This window comes from Saccharospirillum sp. MSK14-1, from assembly GCF_003054965.1.
Taxonomy (GTDB): Bacteria; Pseudomonadota; Gammaproteobacteria; order Pseudomonadales; family Natronospirillaceae; genus Saccharospirillum.
Genome location: NZ_MIES01000026.1, coordinates 695899 through 713290 on the forward strand (window position 1 = coordinate 695899; position 17392 = coordinate 713290).

Below are 17392 nucleotides of genomic sequence, written 5' to 3' on the forward strand. Positions count from 1 at the left end.
CGAAAGCAAAAAAGCGGGCGACAGAGTCGCCCGTAAAAGAGAGAGTCGGGCTTAAAAACTCAGTAGTTCTGTCCCGAGCAGGTTTCGGTTTCGGTGTTGTAGTTGCCGCAGTTGATTGGGTCGGTCCAATCGGCGATCAGCATTTTGGAATCCGGCAGGAAGTCGGACCAGGCGTCACCGGCGACTACGCCATCGGTGCTCCAGACCACTTCGAATTGACCGTCGTCCTGAATTTCGCCAATCAGAACCGGCTTGCTCAGGTGGTGGTTGGCGTTCATGACCGCCATGCCACCGGTCAGATTCGGAACTTCCTGGCCGATCATCGCGGCTTCTACCGCATCGACGTCGGTAGTGCCGGCGTCTTCAACGGCCTGTACCCACATTTTGAAACCGATGTAAGTGGCTTCCATCGGATCGTTGGTGACGCGGCTGTCGTCGCCGGTGAACTCATGCCACGCAGCGATGAATTCGTCGTTGGCATCGCTGTCGACGCTTTGGAAATAGTTCCAGGCGGCCAGGTGACCAACCAGCGGACCGGTGTCGATGCCGGAGAGTTCTTCTTCACCGACCGAGAATGCAACCACCGGAATTTCGAAAGAATCGATGTTCTGGTTACCCAGCTCACGGTAGAATGGCACGTTGGCATCACCGTTAATGGTGGAGACCACGGCGGTGGGTTTGCCGGCGCTGCCGAATTCTTTGATGTCAGAAACAATCGACTGCCAGTCGGAATGACTGAACGGCGTGTAGTTGATCATGATGTCTTCTTCGGCCACGCCATGATCCATCAAATAGGCTTCAAGAATTTTGTTGGTGGTTCGCGGGTACACGTAGTCGGTACCAGCCAATACCCAACGCTCAATGCCCAGATCGTTCATCAGATAGTCGACGGCCGGAATCGCTTGCTGGTTTGGCGCCGCACCGGTGTAGAAAATGTTTTCCGACGATTCTTCACCTTCGTACTGAACCGGGTAGAACATCAAACCGTTCAGTTCTTCAACGACAGGCAAGACCGATTTGCGCGATACCGAGGTCCAGGAACCGAAGATCACATCAACTTCTTCTTCCTCTAACAGTTCGCGCGCTTTTTCAGCAAACAGCGGCCAGTCGGAAGCTGGGTCAACCACAACGGCTTCGAGTGGGCGACCGAGCACACCACCGGCTTCATTTTGTTGTTCCACCATCATCAAAACGGTGTCTTTCAGTGTGCTTTCACTGATGGCCATGGTGCCGGACAGTGAATGCAGTACACCGACTTTAATCGGATCTTCTTCGGCCAGCGCGTTGCCGCCAATGGCCGCACTCAAACCCAGCGCCAGGCCGGGCAATAAATGCTTGGTGTTCATGTTAGGACTCCCCTTGCTCTTTTTAGGTAGGAAACGGATCAGCGATTCGTTCGAACCCACGCATTTTTAGACGCAGGCTCACTGAAGGCATCAGCACAGCCGATGGTGGGCGAGGGTGGCAAGCCGGCCTAGTGGCCGATTGGCGGGGAGGGGTGGGGTAATTGACGTATTGATTTTATCGAGCGCAGTTGGCTCGGTGATTTGTAGCGATAAAAAAGCCGGGCGATGCCCGGCTTTTTTGGTTTGTTTCTTGGGTTACTGTTCCGCTTCAGCGGCCGCTTTTTCTTCCGCCAGTTGCTGATAGTACTGTTCGTAATAATGCGAGTACGGCCCGGGTGGTAAGGGTGTGTAGCCGTAATAAAAGGCTTGCGCGTTGGCTTCGCGCGTCAGCGGTAAATAATTTGGCGCAGCGCGTTCTACTGCGGCGGTGATCGCCGATGAAAGCAGACTCGCCATGCCGCCACCCTGACTTTCGTTTTGCGGCGTGTAGCTCAGGTTTTCGCGAGCGGTCCAGAGTTCCACGCCGTTTTTGTCGACGATGCGGTATTCAAAATCGACTTCGGTGGTGGTGGAAATCACCACGTAACGCGAGGTCCATTCGTGAATGGTGACGTACAAAACGGCATCGGCTCCGAACCAGCTGGCCAGATCGCTGGTCGCCAGTTGGTGAATTTCTGCCGGTTCATAGAGGCCTTCGAATTCCAGAATGGTTTTCACCGTGTTCACCGGAAAAACGTAATAGCCTTTTTCACCGAGCAGTTTAGGCAAGGTGGTTAACACCGACGACGGGGCCTGCACATCGACCGATTCATTAACCACCGGCACTACCAGAATGGAGGTGGGTTTGACCTCGTGGTACGTCGCTAACGGATCGTTGTAGGGCAGATTCATACAGCCGGCGAGCAGGGCAGCAAACGCCAGCGAGACCATCAAACGCAGTGCGTTCATCTTATTGCCCTCCCAGGTTTTCAATCAGCGAACCCATCAGCGGTCGGCTTTCCGGCCAGGTGTCGTACTCCAGTTGGTAGTACTCCAGCGCTTGCTCGGTGTTGCCCGCCTGCAAATAAAAGGTGCCGGCTTCGGCCAGTAAACCGGGGGCGGGTGTCTGGCCGCGAGCCATCACTTTATCGAGAAAGGCGACGTGATCGGCGAGCACGGCGTCTTGCTCGCTGGGCTCGGTGTAGTACACGAAGAGGTCTTCTTCATAGCTGCCCCAGTCGTACAACTGGGTGGATTCGCAGCCCGCCAACACCAAGGCCGGCAGGATTAACCACAGAATACGCGTCATGGGGTGACCTTCAGAATGCGAGTGTCGCCTTCGCTGAGAAAGATTTCACGGCTGAGCTTGCGCTGGCCGTTGTACCAGACTTCCACCACGTGACGGCCGGTAATGACCCGCACGGCGCTGGCTGAACGAGTGCCAGCGAGGTATTGGCTCATGTCGCCGTATTCGATGCCATCAATCACCACCTGATAGCCATTGGCTGAGGTGCCTTCGGGCAGTTCAAAAGCGATGCGCGGACGGTCGTCTACGGTGGTCGTTACTTGTGTGGCTGACTGAGCGCAGGCGGCCAGCATAAGCACTGTCATCAGTGCGATCAGTACTGCGTTGAATGCTTTCATCAGTTGGCCTCCCGGACTTCCAGTTGATTCAGATCCTGACCAGCGATGGAGCCAGAGATCAGACCGCCATAGGCGCCTTCTTCCAGTTCGCTGTCGCCGAAGGTGCCGTCGATGCGCAGTTCTCCCACTTTATTGCCCGGCAGCGTGATAATGCCGCCGGTGGTTTGTGAGGTGACCTCGCGACCGCGAGTCATCACATCGAACACCATGCCAGCACGAATGCCCTGGCTGGCGCCGCCACTGATGTAAATCAGGCCGTCTTCCACCGCCAGTACGTCGGCCGACCAGGGTTTTTCCAGCATCAGCAGCGTGAGTTTTTCAACCGCCGCATTGACCGCCGCGCCGATGGCCTGATCATTCAGGCTGCCGTCGTAACTGGCGACCGAACCGAAGCCCATGGTGCTGCCGGTTTCGGTTGACGAAGAACCGGTGCCGGTAACCGATTCAGTGACCTGGCCGGTGCGGGTGTCGACCAAGCGCAGGTCAACCGTCGCGGTGGCTTCCTGGCGCTTGGAGGAGGACAGAAACCCGGATTCACCGGTGGTGGAGCGACCAAATTCAGTGAGTGAACCGATGACCAGCGTATCGACGCCAATGATGTTAACGCTCTGGCCCGAGAGTTCGGACTCGCGTTCCAGCAGTTCGATGTCCGGGCGCTCGAACACTAAATAGTTGTTCGAGTTGATCAGCGACTGCACGAACATATCGGTGATCTTCTGATCGATGTTATCGCCCGCGTTGGTACCCAGCAGGCTGCGGCCATAGGTGGTTTCATTCGATAACCGGCCGACGGCGATTTTACGTTTCAGCGCCAGGCGAGTAGGCGCGGCGGCTGCCTGTTGGGCGGCGCGTTGTTGTTCAGCGGAGACCGGCGCTTCGACGTCTTGAAGGGTCGGGCTCTGGCTGGCGCAGGCGGCCAGAACCAAAGGCAGCGTCAGTAGCATGAATTTTTTCATGGAATCGTCCTTTCCGATAAGCGCCGCCGGAATGGGGCGCAGAACAAGCGGTAAGCCGCGTCACCATAGCAAAAGCGGCCCGGTTGTGAAGTGACTTTTAGCCAAATATCGTACGCGAACGGGAAGGCCGTGCTAGAGCGCTCTGGCCAGCCGTTTCAGATAGTTCTTGGCGAATGCTGTTTGCCCCCGGCTTAACCACTTGATGCAGCTGAGTAATTCCCAGATTAAGCCAGCGTCGCCGTGTTCATAGACGGCAAAATCTTCATGCGTTGGAGCCGGTTTATCGGTGAGGCGTGCTGAAACAATATCGTCTTTGTCGAACAGAACTTGATAAGGTCGGGCAATGTCGAAGGGTTCGCTGAGATCGGCGCAGTGAATCTCTGCACTGGCGCAATCATCGAAGAGGTATTTTTTAAAACAGGCACGTTCATTATGGTTGCCGTCCAGTCGATAGAAGATGGTGAACGGTTGTTCAAAACGTGTGTGAGCTGCGTGGCTATTACGATGAAAATCATTGCGCGTAAACACCATGAGATCGAGGTCAGACAGACGATCGCCGCTACCGCCAGCCAGTGAACCGAGCAATACCGCGGCAACGACGTCGGGTTCGGGTTCGAAAGTGTTTATAAAATGTTCGAGCAGTCGTTGTTGGTGAGGCAAGTGGCTCAGCTTATTGGTGACATCGGTCATTTTTTTACCTCGGTTAATCGCGCTTTCATCACTTTGGTGTAGGCTAGCGGATAACAGTGCGTTAATTGCAGTTCCGTTTTGGAAATCACATGACGGCGATTTATGGATAGAATTCCACAGCGATGGTTGATCGTCGATGACCATCAGATGTTTGCAGAGGCGTTAGCGTTAACGCTTTCCAGTCTCGACCCTCAACTGACCATCACCACCGTCACTCAAGGTGATGCGGCCTTAGCCGAGCTTTCAGCCAATGGTGATATCACACTGGTGTTGCTGGATTTAGACTTACCCGATCTGCACGGCCAGAGCGTCTGTGAACTGCTGTTGCAGCATAACCCTGGCTTGGCCATTTTGGTGTGTTCGGCCAATCCAAGCCCGATCAGTGCGCAACAATTACGCGCCGCTGGTGCGCGTGGTTATCTGACTAAGGACCAACCCGCCGAAGCGTTGCTGGCAGCGGCGCGTGCCATTCTCGATGGCGAACGTTGGGTGACGACGCCGCAGTTGCGTCAATTGACGGAGCAGCATGATGCGGGTACGGATTTGCTGTCGCCGCGTCAGCGGTCGATTTTACGTCTGATGCAAAGCGGTCAGACGGTGGATGAGATGGCGCAGCAACTGCACCTGAGTTCGAACACCGTCAAAACCCATATCCGGTTAATGTACGACAAGCTCGATGCGCGCAACCGCAGTGACTGCCTGCGCATCGCCGAACGGCTGGGGCTGATTTAAGCCGACTTGGACAACGTCGTTTTGGTGCTTGCCAGTGCCGACAAGACGTGCGCCAGTTGTTTCGGTTGCACCGGTTTGAACAAGACTTCAACGCCGTCGCGCTGGCGCTGCTGGCACTCCAGGGCGGTGTTGCCCGAGAGGATGACGACAGGTACCCCTGGCTGATGTTCGTGCACTCGGGTGATCACGCGGTCGCTGTTGGTTTGGCTGTCGATTTCATCATCCGTAATTAGCAAATCGAACGGCTCACCGGCCGCTAAATGATGCTCCAGTTCTTCGGCGTTGCGCGCGGTCCAGACGTCGCAATCCCAGCCGACTAAGGTTGTCGATAAGGCGTTGAGTACGGTGACTTCATCATCCACCAGCAGCACTCGCAATGCAGGAATGTTCAGGTAATCGCCTGCCACCGCTTGTGTCGGCTTAATGGCGGTTTCCGAGGCCAGCGGCACATGCAACTGGAAGCGACTGCCAAAGCCAGGCTGTGATTCCAGTTGCAGATGAATGCCCAGTCGCTGGCACAGCCGAGTCACAATCGACAGACCCAAACCAAACCCTTGTACCTTGGCTTCACGGCCATCGGCGATGCGATAAAAGGCATCAAAGACATTCGCCTGATGACTGGCATCGATACCCGGTCCGCTGTCCCGCACGCTCAGTAAGCAAAAATGACCGTGCGGTTCGAGTTCTATTTCAACGCCGCCTTCGGTGGTGTACTTCAGGGCGTTATCGACCAGATTGCTGACAATTTGGCTGAGCATTTGCGGGTTGGTCTCGACCCAAAGGTCGGTATCGGCCGCTGTTAACGTTAAGCCTTTGCGTTCGGCCTGGGGCATAAAGCGGTGCCGCAAAGGCTGCATCCAGGCGCCAAGATTAAACGCCACTTTGTCGGGTTTTTGCGTGGGGGCGTCCATGGCGGATAAATCGAACAAGTGGCTGAGCAGATCGTTCACTGTGTGCAAGCTGTCGTCCAATCGTTCGATGATGCTCGGATCAATCGGCCCGTTTTTATGTTTGTTCAATAAACCACTGTAGAGTGCCGCCGCTTGCAACGGCTGACGTAAATCGTGGCTGGCGGTGGCAATAAATCGGTTCTTCTCCGCCACCGCTTGTTCGGCTTCGCGGTTGGCCATTTGCAACTCCACCCGCAAACGCATGTGTTCCATTTGTTTGCGCTGGCTGATCAGGCTGGAAAGCGTTAGTACTGCAATGGCAACCGGTCCGATGGACCAATATCGCCCTTCACTGTTCAAAATAAACTGAGCCGTAAATGACAATACCGTCGGTGCCAAAAATGCCAGGTAAATAATTGGGTAAGGGTAGGCACCCAGCGTGACTGAAGGCATTGCTGAAAACAGCATTAAAATGGATAACAGAGAAAAAACCTGGAACTGTGAAGCGGAACCAAAAAAAAGCCAAGGCGCCGTCGCCCAAAACAATCCCCACATGATAGCCAGAGAAAGGTTCTGGGTTCGCCAGCGTCTCAACTGATGTAAGTCTGTTGGTGGGTGAGCCTGAAAATGACGTAAGGCAAAGAGGGTTACGGTTGAAACAACGGCAAGGCAGCCGAACCAGAATACCAGCGTCCAAAGTGGTGCGCTGAGGCCAAATATTAATACCGGTAACGCCGATGCTGGAATAGATGACAACGCTCGGGGGCGCAGCTCTTTACTGAACTGCTGAAAACGCAGCCACTGAATCTGGTTTTCAACAGCGTGATTGTGCGACAAAGGCATATGCAGCATGGTTCTAGCCTGGCAAGGCCCGGATGGTGCCATATCCTGGGCGGGGTTCAAGCGAAAGTGTCGTTTCAACAAGGTTCATTAAAAACGCTTAGGGCTGGCCCTGCTTCACCTGAAAAGGTGAACGTTAAAAATCCTTGAATTGCGATCAGACCTGTCTGGCGCTACGAACACTGTCCGGTAACGCCAGTCAGGCTTTGACTGGAGAGCGTTAGCCTCCAGTTCGGCTTAGTTGATGGCCGGTGGGCTGAAACGAATCAGGCGGCCTTCGCTGGTGGCGTCGTGACACCAAAGATTTTCACCATCCCAGGCCAGGGCATCGATGCAACGGTTGCCGTCGCCACTGAGTTTTTGGGTGTCGCTAACGATATAGCCGCCGGAACTACTGATGGAGTTGCCAACCAGCCCCTGATCTTCGCTGACCATGTAGAGGCCTTGATCGGGTACCAGGACCAGGTCGGTGACGTTAAAGTTTTCCGTCGCGCCGGTAAACGGGTTGACGGCGCTGTTGTAGTAAAGTGACTTGCTGCCCGTCGGCGGTTTTCTTATTTCAATGTAGTTATTGTTGTTGCTCTGTACCGCGTACAGCGGAGCCGTTTGGTAATCGTCGTAGAAATAGCCTTCGATGGCACGAATTGATTCACCGGATGAGCCGGCACTGTATGTATAGGTGTAAGAAGGTGAGACGATCCTGCCGGTTATGGTGCTGGCGAACAAATCGACATTGATATAAAGGTTAGTGATTTTAGGGCTGGTGGTTTCATAAGCCACGCGATATGAAAAACGGTCGTCGCCATTGCTGTAGTTAACCGGGTCAACGGCAACACTGGCGCAACGGGTAGCGTCCGTTGCCAAGGTTGTTCGAATCTGGTTTGGGTCACTGGCTAAGAACAGCGCTACAGCGCCGTCTTGTGCGCAGGCGGCAATGGCGTAATCGGTTCTGGTTTCACCGTCCTGGCTTTGGGTAATTCGCACGGCAGCGATGTCGTTGTACGTGTCGCTGGTCGTCAGTTGCGTCGAGGTAAAGGTACTGTCACCGCGCTGGCCGCTGAGCAGGCGTTGTACGTTGGTGGTGTCGTTGCGAACCAAGGCAAAGATACTGGCTTTGGTATCGAAATCCGGAATGGCAATGGACGCCCAGGTATCGGCACCCGCACTCCAGTTGGGGTCGTTGATGGTGGCGCTGCCGCTGCCGCCAGAACTGTCGGATGATGAACCACAGCCAGTCAATATCAGGGCCGTCAGGGCAATACCTGCGCAGGCCAGTTGAGGAAATTTCATGATCACTCCATCGGGGAAAAGATGGAGCGATTTAAATGCTAAGGCGGCTTGGTTACTTCACCTGAAAGGGTGATTTGTAGGCAACTCCGACCAGATTTGTTTAGGCGTTCACACTTTTGCAAGGATCTGGATCCAGGCCCTCCCTGGCCTCGATCAAGTTGGGTTCGCTGGTTAGCCGGCGCCGCCGACCTCAAACTCATCGGGGGGCGTAAAACTGATCAAACGGCCTTCACTGGTGGCATCGTGGCACCAGAGTTTTTCACCGTCCCAGGCCAGCGCATCGATGCAGCGATCGCCATCGCCACGGAGTTTTTGGGTGTTGTAAACGATGACGCCGGAACTATTGATGGAGTTACCGACCAGCCCCTGAACTTCACTGACCATATAGAGGCCTTGATCGGGTACCAGGACCAGATCGGTGAGGTCAAAGTTCTCCGTTGCGCCGGTAAACGGATTGGGTGAGTTGTTGTAGTAAGCTGAGGTGTAGCCCGCCGTCGCTCTTTTTCCTTCAATGTAGTTGTTGGTGCTGCTCTGCATCGCGTAAACAGGAACCGCTGTGTAATCGTCGTAAAAATAACCTTCGATGGCGCGAATGGAATAATCGGATGCGCCGACACTCTCTCCAGTCGAGAAACTGGGTGTTCCGATCATGTAGGCGGAGGTGGAAAACAAATCCACATTGAAAGAAATGTTAGCGATATGGGGACTGGTGGTGTCATAAGCGATGCGGTATTTAACACCCTTGCCGTCGCTGTAGTTGATTGGGTCAACAGCAATACTGGCGCAACGGGTAGCGTCCGTTGGTGTGGGTGTTCGGACCTTGTTTGGGTCACTGGCTAAGAACAGTGCTACAGAACCGTCTTCTACGCAGGCCGCAATGGCGTAATCGGTTCTGGTTTCACCGTCCTGGCTTTGGGTTATTCGCACGGCAGCGATGTCGTTGTAGGTGTCGCTGGTTGTCAGTTGCGTCGAGGTAAAGGTGCGGTCGCCGCGTTGGCCGCTGAGCAAGCGTTGCACGTTGCTGCTGTCGTTGCGAACCAATGCAAAGATACTGGCTTTATTGTCGAAATCCGGAATGGCAATGGACGCCCAGTTATCGGCGCCCGCGCTCCAGTTGGGGTCATTGATGGTGGTGCTGACCCTGCCGCCAGAACCGTCGGATGACGAATCGCAGCCAGTCAATATCAGTGCCGTCAGGGCAAGGCTCGCCCAGGCCATTTGAGGAAATTTCATGATCACTCCATCGGGGAAAAAGATGGAGCGATTTAAATGCTAAGGCGGCTTGGTTACTTCACCTGAAAGGGTGATTTGCAGGCAACGCCGACCAGATTTGTTTAGGCGTTCACACTTTTGCAAGGATCTTGATCCAGGCCTTCCCTGGCCTCGATCAAGAAACATTCCCCCTTAGGACGCAGGCGCCTCTGGGGGAGTAAAGCGGATCAGGCGACCTTCACTGGTGCCATCGTGACACCAGAGCTGCGAGCCATCCCAGGCCAAGGCATCGATACAACGGCTGCCATCGCCGCTGAATTTGGTCATGCTGGATAAAACGCCACCGAACTGTTCATGATACAGGGCAGCCAAACCCTGATCTTCACCCACCATAAAGAGTCCGTTGTCAGGGATCAGAATTAAATCGGTCAGGTTGGCTTTGCCCAAACTGCCGGTCAGCGGGTTGGATGTGGATTTATAAATCTCACTGGAAGTCGTGCTGCTGGTACGTCTCTTGATTTGATTGGTGGATCCCTGAATGGCGTAGTGCGGGTAGATATCATTAAATAGATTTTCAATGCCCGCGACGGCTCGTATTTCAACCGCCGAGCCCTCTGGAATGACGGAGACAGAAGAATTAAAAGCGGTCACGTCAAAACCACTGTTGTCGAACAAATTGACTGAGAAGGTGATTTCACCAAGGCGTGAGTTGCCGGCGATATAAGCCTTCATGGCAATGCCATTGGTGTAGTCTTCCGGTTTGGCGGCAATGGAAACGCAGCTGCTCATGCTGCCAAGATCATTGCTATCAACCTGGCCCGGGTTGCTGGCGAGAAAAATATCCGCGTTGCCTTCATTGCTGCAAGCAACGATAACGTAGTCAGATTTGGTATTGCCATTGCTGCTTTGAGTGACCCGAAAAGCGGTGATGTCGTTGTAGCTATCGGTTGAATTGATGCTGGCCGAGGTGAAGCTGCGATCACCAATCTGGGCGCTGAGAAAGCGCTGTGAGTTGCCCCGAACCAACGCAAAAATGCCCGCTTGGTTGTCGTGAAACGGCGTGGAGATCGACTGCATTGTATCTTGACCCGCACTCCAGTTTGGATCGTTGAGGGTGGCGCTGCCAGGGCCATCGGATGACGAATTGCAGCCAGCTAAAACGAGTGCTGTCAGGGAAACGCAACTCCAAAAAAAATGGGGGAACTTCATAATGACTCCATAGCGGGGATCGTGTACGGACGAATTCAACAAAAAAGGAAGAGCCAGCCGCTTTATCTGAAAAGATGATTGGGTGTGAGCGCCGACACGCTCACACTTTTTAATGGCTGTCGCCTTAGCGAGGCGACGATTGGCCTCAGCCGGACTCAGTCAATCGATGGCAGTTCAAAGCTGATGACCCGGCCTTCGCTGGTGGCGTCGTGACACCAGAGTTGCGAGCCATCCCAGGCCAGGGCATCCGTGCATTGACTGCCTTCTCCCGTGATGCGCACGGCGGTGGTGGAAAAACTGGAGCCAAGCCCCTGGCTCAGTGCGGCCAAGCCTTGGCCTTGGCCAACCATAAACAGGGCTTGATCGGGCACAATGACGAGGTCGGAGAAAAAGGCGTTTTCATCGACACCGCTCATCGGGTTGATGGTCGAGGAATAAAGTCCCGCGGTCTGGTTGCTCGGCAGGGCTCGGATCACTTGGTTATTCGAACTACGCACGGCGTATATCGGCGTGATGCCGTTGTAGTCCTGAAAGGCTGTGACCGCTCTCATGGCCACTTTGCTGGCCAAGATTTCATCGGCCATCATGATTACCCCGGAAAAGGGTTCGCTGTTGGTCAAATAAACAGAGAGTGAAATGCTACCCTGCACCGCTGACGTGCCGTTGTAACCGGCAATATAGGCGCGTAGGCCGTTGCCGTTGGTGTTGTCGGTCGGAAAAGCGGTAATAGATCTGCATTCGGTTAAGTTCGCCGTGCTGTAGGTGCGTACGACGGACGGATTGCTGGCGAGAAAGGCGGTTACCTTGCCTGAGGCCGTGCAGCCCAGAATGACGTAATCGGTTACGGGTGAGCCACCTTCAGGACTCTGTGTGACTCGAAAGGCGGTGATGTCACTGTAAACTGCTTCGTTGCTGATGTTGCTGGATTGAAACGTCCGGTCACCCCGTTGTGCGCTGAGTAAACGGGGAGGGTTCGAAGGGTCGTCGACCAATGCAAAGATGGTCGCTTGGTTGTCGAAGTACGGAATGGTGATCGATTTAAATCGACTGTAACCGCTGTTCCAGTTCGGGTCGTTGATGGTGTAGGTGGTAGCACTACCGCCGCCGCCGGATGATGAGCTGCAACCGCTGAGTACTATCGAGGCCAGGACCAGGCTGGCCCAGGCAAGTTGAGTGAACTTCATAATCGCTCCGGATAGGGAAAGTAAGTGGGGCGATTAGAAGAGATAGCATCAGGGCACTTCTTCACCTGAAAGGGTGAAATGGACGAAGCGTGTTGTTGTTTTGAGGCAGCGTTAACACTATTGACCGCTGAGTCGGGGTGACTAAGCGGTCGAATTAAGTAATGCGGTAGATATCGGGTTCAGGCGGCGACCGTCAGCCGGTCAATCTGTTCGCCCGCCGCAGCCAGCGCCTGGTTTTTGAAGTCGTCACCCATGTTGACGCCTTCGGCGCGTACCGTCACCACATCGCTCAAGCCGAGCAAGCCGAATACCGAGGTCAGATGGCTTTCCTGGTGTTCCATGGCCGACGCCGGGCCTTGGCTGTAAACGCCACCGCGCGATGATGCCAGTATCACTTTCTTGCCAGTGACCAGACCTTCAGGGCCGTTTTCGGTATAACGGAAGGTGCGGCCGGATTGCGCGATGCGATCGATCCAGGCTTTCAATTGAGACGGCATACCAAAGTTGTAGAACGGCAATCCAATGACGATGACGTCGGCACTGAACAGTTCATTCAGCAGGGTTTCGGTCAGTTCAAATTGGGCGCTTTGATCGGTATTACGCTGATCGGCAGGTACCTGGCCGGCAGAGAGCGACGCCATATCGAGATGCGGAATAGCGTTGGCAACCAGATCGCGATAGGTGACTTGGGCAGCTTCGTGCTGTTGGCGCAAGCGCTCAACCACTTGGCGGCTCAGTTGGCGGGAAACGGACTGGTCGCCCAGAATGGACGAGTCGAGATGCAGAATATTCATGGTGGATAGCTCCGGGTTAGTTGAACGGAGCGCAGCATAGCCTTGTTCATTTGTTGCTATTAGTCATTTAATATTGGTTTCATTGTTCTGTTTTTGGAACGATCTTTCAGCACTCGACGGATGCAGAAACCATGCAGGATCTCACCAGTTTGGCGCTCTTCGCGCATGTCGTGGAACACGGTGGCTTCAGCGCCGCAGCCCGTGCTCTGGGTATGCCCAAATCGACGCTCAGTCGTCGCATCAGTGAACTGGAACGCCATCAAGGCGTGCAGTTGCTGCGCCGCTCAACCCGACAGTTGGTGCTGACCGATGTCGGGCGGGCGTTTCTGGTGCATTGCCAGGAATTGCTGGCGGCGGCCGAAGCGGCCGATCAGGTGACTCAGTTTGTGCAGGAAGCGCCGCGCGGCACGATACGGGTGAGCACACCGCAGCAGTTGTCGCAGTTGGTGTTGGCGCCGCTGGTGCCGGTGTTTATGCAGCGCTATCCCGAGGTGAAACTGGAGTTTCTGGTCACCAATGCGCCGGTGGATTTAATCGCTGAACAGGTGGATGTCGCGTTGCGGGTGCGCAGCCATATTGAAGATTCGTCATTGGTGGCACGGCCGTTGGCGTCGGGGTCGAATTATCTGTACGCCCAGCCTGCGTTGGTGGAGCGATTGGGCGAGCCCGTTCATCCGAACGATCTTCACGATTGGCCGACGGTGTCGGTGTCCTACAGCAGCGGTCGCTATCAGTATGAAATGATTGGCCCCGATGGCGTTAAGTCGACCTTGCGCCACCAACCTATTCTGATCAGCGATGACATGCGCATGCTGCGCGAAGCGGCGATTCATGGGTTGGGCGTGGTGATGTTGCCGGAGCAACTGGGCGACCCGCGTGTGCGACAGGGACAGTTGCAACGCATACTGACCGAGTGGACGTTACCGTCGGGTAATCTGCATTTGCTCTATCCCTCGCGGCGGGGTTTGTTACCGGCCGTGCGTGCCTTTATTGATTTTATTGTTGAGCATTATCAGACGCATCCGATTCATCCGGAATGCCAGTGACGGCGTCGGAAAGTTGTCAAACGGACGGTCGCGCTGATCAAGGCGATCAAAGAGCGTCAATAGCTGGTCATTCTGGGGGGCTGGCGGGAATTTCACTCTGGTTTGGGTATCACTTCTAGTGCATTGATTTCACTAAATTTTTCCTGTTGATAGGCTCATTTCTGTCCGTTTAGACACACAAACTCTTTGGACAAGGCACCCTGGGGTTGCGAAGCTGTATGGCCGTATCGCTGAGTGCAGCGGTGACTTCGCCTTAATTGGGTTATTGGGATTATCCATTGCGGGTGATCGCTGGGGAAAGTCGTTATGAAACGCCTACTTTTGCTGGGACTTTCAGTGTGGTTGGTGGCGTGCCAAAGCAATGCACCCATTCGTTCCTCTGTATTGAAACCAGCTCAGGATTTTGGCCCGATTGAGGTTATGTCTCAGGCCGAAACGCTGCAGGGCGCCATTCGCCAGCGTGATTATGCGCGGGTTAATGACGGCCTGCTTTCGTGTTTGAACGAAAGCTTCGATCAGCCGGTTCTGGAAGTTCGCTGTGCCGAATTGTATGCCGCCATCGCCGTCCTCGATCAACCCTTTATCGACGCCGTCAAACACTGGCTGGAAACCGAGCCGACCAACTATCACGCTCGTCTGCTGATGGGCGAAGTACAAGCGCATGCCGCCTGGGCTGAACAGGGACGGCACTACCCGCGCAACACCCCATCTTTTTATCGTCAACGCGCTACGGCCTTGCGTTCCTTGGGCCAATCGCATTTCGAAGTGGCCATGTCGCTGCGTCCGGATTTGTCCTACGCCTATGCCGGTGCCATTCATCTGCTCAGTGACGAAGATGAAATGGACAGCGTCGAAAGTGTGTATCAGCGTGCCCGTTTCTGGGTGCCGACAAGCCTGGTGGTGACCAAAGCTTATCTGGATGCCAATCAGGCGGGCGGGATGAGTGTGTATGGTCGGCTGGATAGCGTGGTGGCCGACTATGGTCATCAGGCAGACGATGCGATTGCCAATCGGATTGCGGCCTATGCCACGTTTTTGCAGAGCTGGAATACGCCGATGAATGGCGCTCTGTTTCAAAGCCCGAGCCATGCGCGTGAACAACTGCAATCGCTGGTCGATCTGGGATATGACTGGCCCCGTTTGTACTGGGCACTGGCGGATGTGAATGCTCGTTTGGGTGACTTGTCGGCGGCGCGCCATGCCATCTTGACCGCCGTCGAAGCGGCGCCTTACGACGAATTTATAGTAGCCACATCCGCCTGTACTTGTTTCGGGTTAAGCCTGGATGAGGCGGTGGCTTTAAATGAGCGTTATGTGGCGCGTTACCCAACCGCGTTTTATGGCTGGCGTAATCTGGCACGCGATTATTTAAATCAGGGCGATCACGAGGCCACCTTAGATGCGGCGCAACACGCCCTGACATTGCGCCCTCTGGATGCCGAAATGCAACGCTATCGACGCGGCGCTTTGGCCGTGCTGGAGCAACCGGAACCGAGCCCGCCGTCCATTGACTATTATCAGTCACTGGTGCTCGACAGTCTGCAATTGGAGCTGCAAATGGCGCAGGTGCGCAACAACGTCCGGCGCCAGGCACAACCGCGCTTGAGCACCAGCGAATTGCAGGCGTTCGACCGGGCTTTGATCGATCATCTGAATGGCACCAACCTCACGCCAAAGCTCGATCAGCAGCTTGCAGAGCTGGGTTGGGATTTGGAAACCTGGCAGGCGGTGAGCACCTTTTTGTTTGACCAGGCCGGAATTGCCGATGACCTGGACGTCGACTATCGCCAGCGTGTGCGACTGCGTTTTCCGAACGATCAGGACGACCATGCCGTGGCCGATCTTGACGTGCTGTTCCGCCAAACCGTGAATGCGTTGGTGCAGGAATTTATTTATCGGCAGAGTCAGGAACTGCCGCTGACCAGTGGTGGGATGACCAGTTGATGGGTGTGCAATACCGCGGCGGTTTTTGCCCGATTGATCTTTCGAAACTGCTCTGCCTGCTCCTGGCTTTATTACACCTAAAGGTGGGTGTAACCGCCGACCTGAATTCTCCATCGAATTCATCGGCATTCGATGACGCGACTCTGAATGAGCAGATTCAGCAGCTCACAGCACTCATTGCTGAGCGCAACATACCCGCAATTGAACTGTTATTGGCACCCTGCATTCAGGCGGTCGCCATTGACCCGCAAACGGAACGACAGTGCATTCGGCTATATACGGACAGCGTTATTCTCGACGACTCGTTTCAAGCCGTTATCCATCATTGGGCGCTGAGCGAGCCGGATAATTATCACGCTCTGATGCTGAAATCGCAGTTGCTGTATCTGTCGGTTTGGTCCGAAATGGGCTTAGAAGAGTTTGAAGAGATACCGCCGTACCAATTGCATCAGGCTGCGCTACTGCGTGAAGAAAACCGGGCCTTGCTGGAGTTTGCCATAACACGCCACCCGGATCTTCCATATGCCTATCGACTGCTTTTAAAAAACCTACATTGGACGGGCAGCCTTGAAGAACTTGAAACCGTTCGCCAGCAAGCCGTTCGGCGAGTGCCGGGCAGTTTTTATGTGGCAGCCGCGGTACTCGACAGTGCCCGGTTACATTTCGGTGGGTCTTATGATCTCCAGTATGAATTGATGCAGAGTTATTTAAAAAACGTCGATATCTATCCGTACCTATCAAGGCTGGCCGATTATCGGCGTCTGGTTTACGCACGCGACGTGCGTGACGGCTATGACGATGAAGCAGATCCTGAACGCGCCCTGGTTATTCTCAAGCCTTTGCTGGAAAAACAGTACCCGTGGCTGGAACTCTACATCGATATGATTGCCTTGTACTGGCAACTCGAGCAACCCGATCAGGCGCGGCGTCTGTTGTTAGAGGCCATGGAAATAGCGCCCGATAATGAAACGCTGTTAGCCATGGCCTTCTGTACGTGTTATGGCTTAAAGCCGTCTGAAACCATCACGGCGGCGCAGCGATATACCGAGCGGTACCCGACGTCATTCGATGGGTGGGCCAAGCTCGGCAACAAATATTATGACTCTGACGATTACCAGTCCGCGCGGCGTGCCTATGATAAGGCTTTGGATCTCAGGCCTCTGTCGCCTGCGATTTTGGTATACCGAAGTTGGGTCAGGGACGAGTTGGGGTTGTACACGCCGGACTTTCAAAGTACGGATTATTTTATTGACCTGACGTTATACAGTATTCCCAGTTTCGAGTTTGTTGAAAGTCTGGCGGAACGCGCACGCGACGCGCTGTATCCCGATATTCGAGGTCGACAACGCGTTCGATTAGACGCTCATATCGATGAGTTTTTTACGGCCAGTAAGCTGGATGCCGACGTTCGCCCGTACCTTGAAGCGCTCGACTGGGACATTGATACCTGGCGTGACGTAGCGTTTTATTTTGCAGATCGAGTTCGTCTCACAAGCCATCTTCAGGACGACTATATCGAGCCGGTTCGTGAACGGTATTCGGACCCGGAGGAAGATCACGAAGTGAGCCAGATACACCGAATTTATCAGAACGTAAGTCAGGACGTTTTAGAGGAATTTATCGCGAGATACTAGCG

16 protein-coding genes are annotated in these 17392 nt (G+C 54.5%); 4 read left to right on the plus strand and 12 right to left on the minus strand.

Annotated elements, in window-relative coordinates; translation table 11 throughout:
• Positions 1-59: 59 nt before the first annotated feature.
• The 6 genes from urtA to BGP77_RS07290 form a co-directional block, all read right to left on the minus strand.
• Positions 60-1346, minus strand: a complete 1287-nt coding sequence (gene urtA / locus BGP77_RS07265) for an urea ABC transporter substrate-binding protein (RefSeq protein WP_108164043.1) — start codon at positions 1344-1346, stop codon at positions 60-62.
• Between the two features lie 255 nt (positions 1347-1601).
• The gene (locus tag BGP77_RS07270) at positions 1602-2294 is read right to left on the minus strand and encodes a GNA1162 family protein (RefSeq protein ID WP_108164044.1); all 693 of its coding nucleotides are present in this window, start codon (positions 2292-2294) and stop codon (positions 1602-1604) included.
• Position 2295: 1 nt separating this feature from the next.
• On the minus strand, positions 2296-2634 hold the full coding sequence (locus BGP77_RS07275; protein WP_108164045.1) for a DUF4810 domain-containing protein: 339 nt from the start codon (positions 2632-2634) through the stop codon (positions 2296-2298).
• Positions 2631-2969, minus strand: coding sequence for a hypothetical protein (locus BGP77_RS07280; protein WP_108164046.1), 339 nt, complete (start codon positions 2967-2969; stop codon positions 2631-2633). Before BGP77_RS07280 ends, BGP77_RS07275 begins: the two co-directional genes overlap by 4 nt.
• Positions 2969-3925, minus strand: a complete 957-nt coding sequence (locus tag BGP77_RS07285; RefSeq protein ID WP_108164047.1) for a CsgG/HfaB family protein — start codon at positions 3923-3925, stop codon at positions 2969-2971. The genes BGP77_RS07280 and BGP77_RS07285 overlap by 1 nt, the downstream gene beginning before the upstream one ends.
• Positions 3926-4057: 132 nt before the next feature.
• A complete protein-coding gene (locus BGP77_RS07290) occupies positions 4058-4615 on the minus strand; it encodes a nucleotidyltransferase domain-containing protein (protein WP_108164048.1) in 558 nt (185 codons plus the stop codon).
• A gap of 102 nt (positions 4616-4717) precedes the next feature.
• On the opposite strand from BGP77_RS07290, the gene BGP77_RS07295 reads away from it, so the two are divergent.
• Positions 4718-5347, plus strand: a complete 630-nt coding sequence (locus BGP77_RS07295; RefSeq protein ID WP_108164049.1) for a response regulator transcription factor — start codon at positions 4718-4720, stop codon at positions 5345-5347.
• On the opposite strand, the gene BGP77_RS07300 is transcribed toward BGP77_RS07295, so the two are convergent.
• The 6 genes from BGP77_RS07300 to BGP77_RS07325 form a co-directional block, all read right to left on the minus strand.
• Positions 5344-7089: a hybrid sensor histidine kinase/response regulator gene (locus tag BGP77_RS07300; protein ID WP_158269306.1), complete on the minus strand. Its 1746-nt coding sequence runs from the start codon at positions 7087-7089 to the stop codon at positions 5344-5346. The two genes, BGP77_RS07295 and BGP77_RS07300, sit on opposite strands and share 4 nt — an antisense overlap.
• Before the next feature lie 225 nt (positions 7090-7314).
• Positions 7315-8367 (minus strand): hypothetical protein, encoded by a 1053-nt coding sequence (locus tag BGP77_RS07305; protein ID WP_108164051.1) that lies wholly within the window; start codon positions 8365-8367, stop codon positions 7315-7317.
• A 171-nt stretch (positions 8368-8538) separates the two neighbouring features.
• The gene (locus tag BGP77_RS07310) at positions 8539-9600 is read right to left on the minus strand and encodes a hypothetical protein (protein WP_108164052.1); all 1062 of its coding nucleotides are present in this window, start codon (positions 9598-9600) and stop codon (positions 8539-8541) included.
• 171 nt (positions 9601-9771) lie between these two features.
• A complete protein-coding gene (locus tag BGP77_RS07315) occupies positions 9772-10656 on the minus strand; it encodes a hypothetical protein (protein WP_108164053.1) in 885 nt (294 codons plus the stop codon).
• 287 nt (positions 10657-10943) lie between these two features.
• Positions 10944-11972 carry a hypothetical protein gene (locus BGP77_RS07320; RefSeq protein WP_108164054.1) on the minus strand — a complete coding sequence of 343 codons (1029 nt, stop codon included), beginning with the start codon at positions 11970-11972 and terminating at the stop codon, positions 10944-10946.
• A 179-nt stretch (positions 11973-12151) separates the two neighbouring features.
• A complete protein-coding gene (locus BGP77_RS07325) occupies positions 12152-12766 on the minus strand; it encodes an FMN-dependent NADH-azoreductase (RefSeq protein WP_108164055.1) in 615 nt (204 codons plus the stop codon).
• A 131-nt stretch (positions 12767-12897) separates the two neighbouring features.
• On the opposite strand from BGP77_RS07325, the gene BGP77_RS07330 reads away from it, so the two are divergent.
• From BGP77_RS07330 to BGP77_RS07340, 3 genes are all read left to right on the plus strand, one after another.
• Positions 12898-13812, plus strand: a complete 915-nt coding sequence (locus BGP77_RS07330) for a LysR substrate-binding domain-containing protein (protein WP_108164056.1) — start codon at positions 12898-12900, stop codon at positions 13810-13812.
• A 306-nt stretch (positions 13813-14118) separates the two neighbouring features.
• A complete protein-coding gene (locus tag BGP77_RS07335) occupies positions 14119-15756 on the plus strand; it encodes a DUF4034 domain-containing protein (RefSeq protein ID WP_108164057.1) in 1638 nt (545 codons plus the stop codon).
• A complete protein-coding gene (locus BGP77_RS07340) occupies positions 15756-17390 on the plus strand; it encodes a tetratricopeptide repeat protein (RefSeq protein ID WP_108164058.1) in 1635 nt (544 codons plus the stop codon). Before BGP77_RS07335 ends, BGP77_RS07340 begins: the two co-directional genes overlap by 1 nt.
• Positions 17391-17392: the final 2 nt, after the last annotated feature.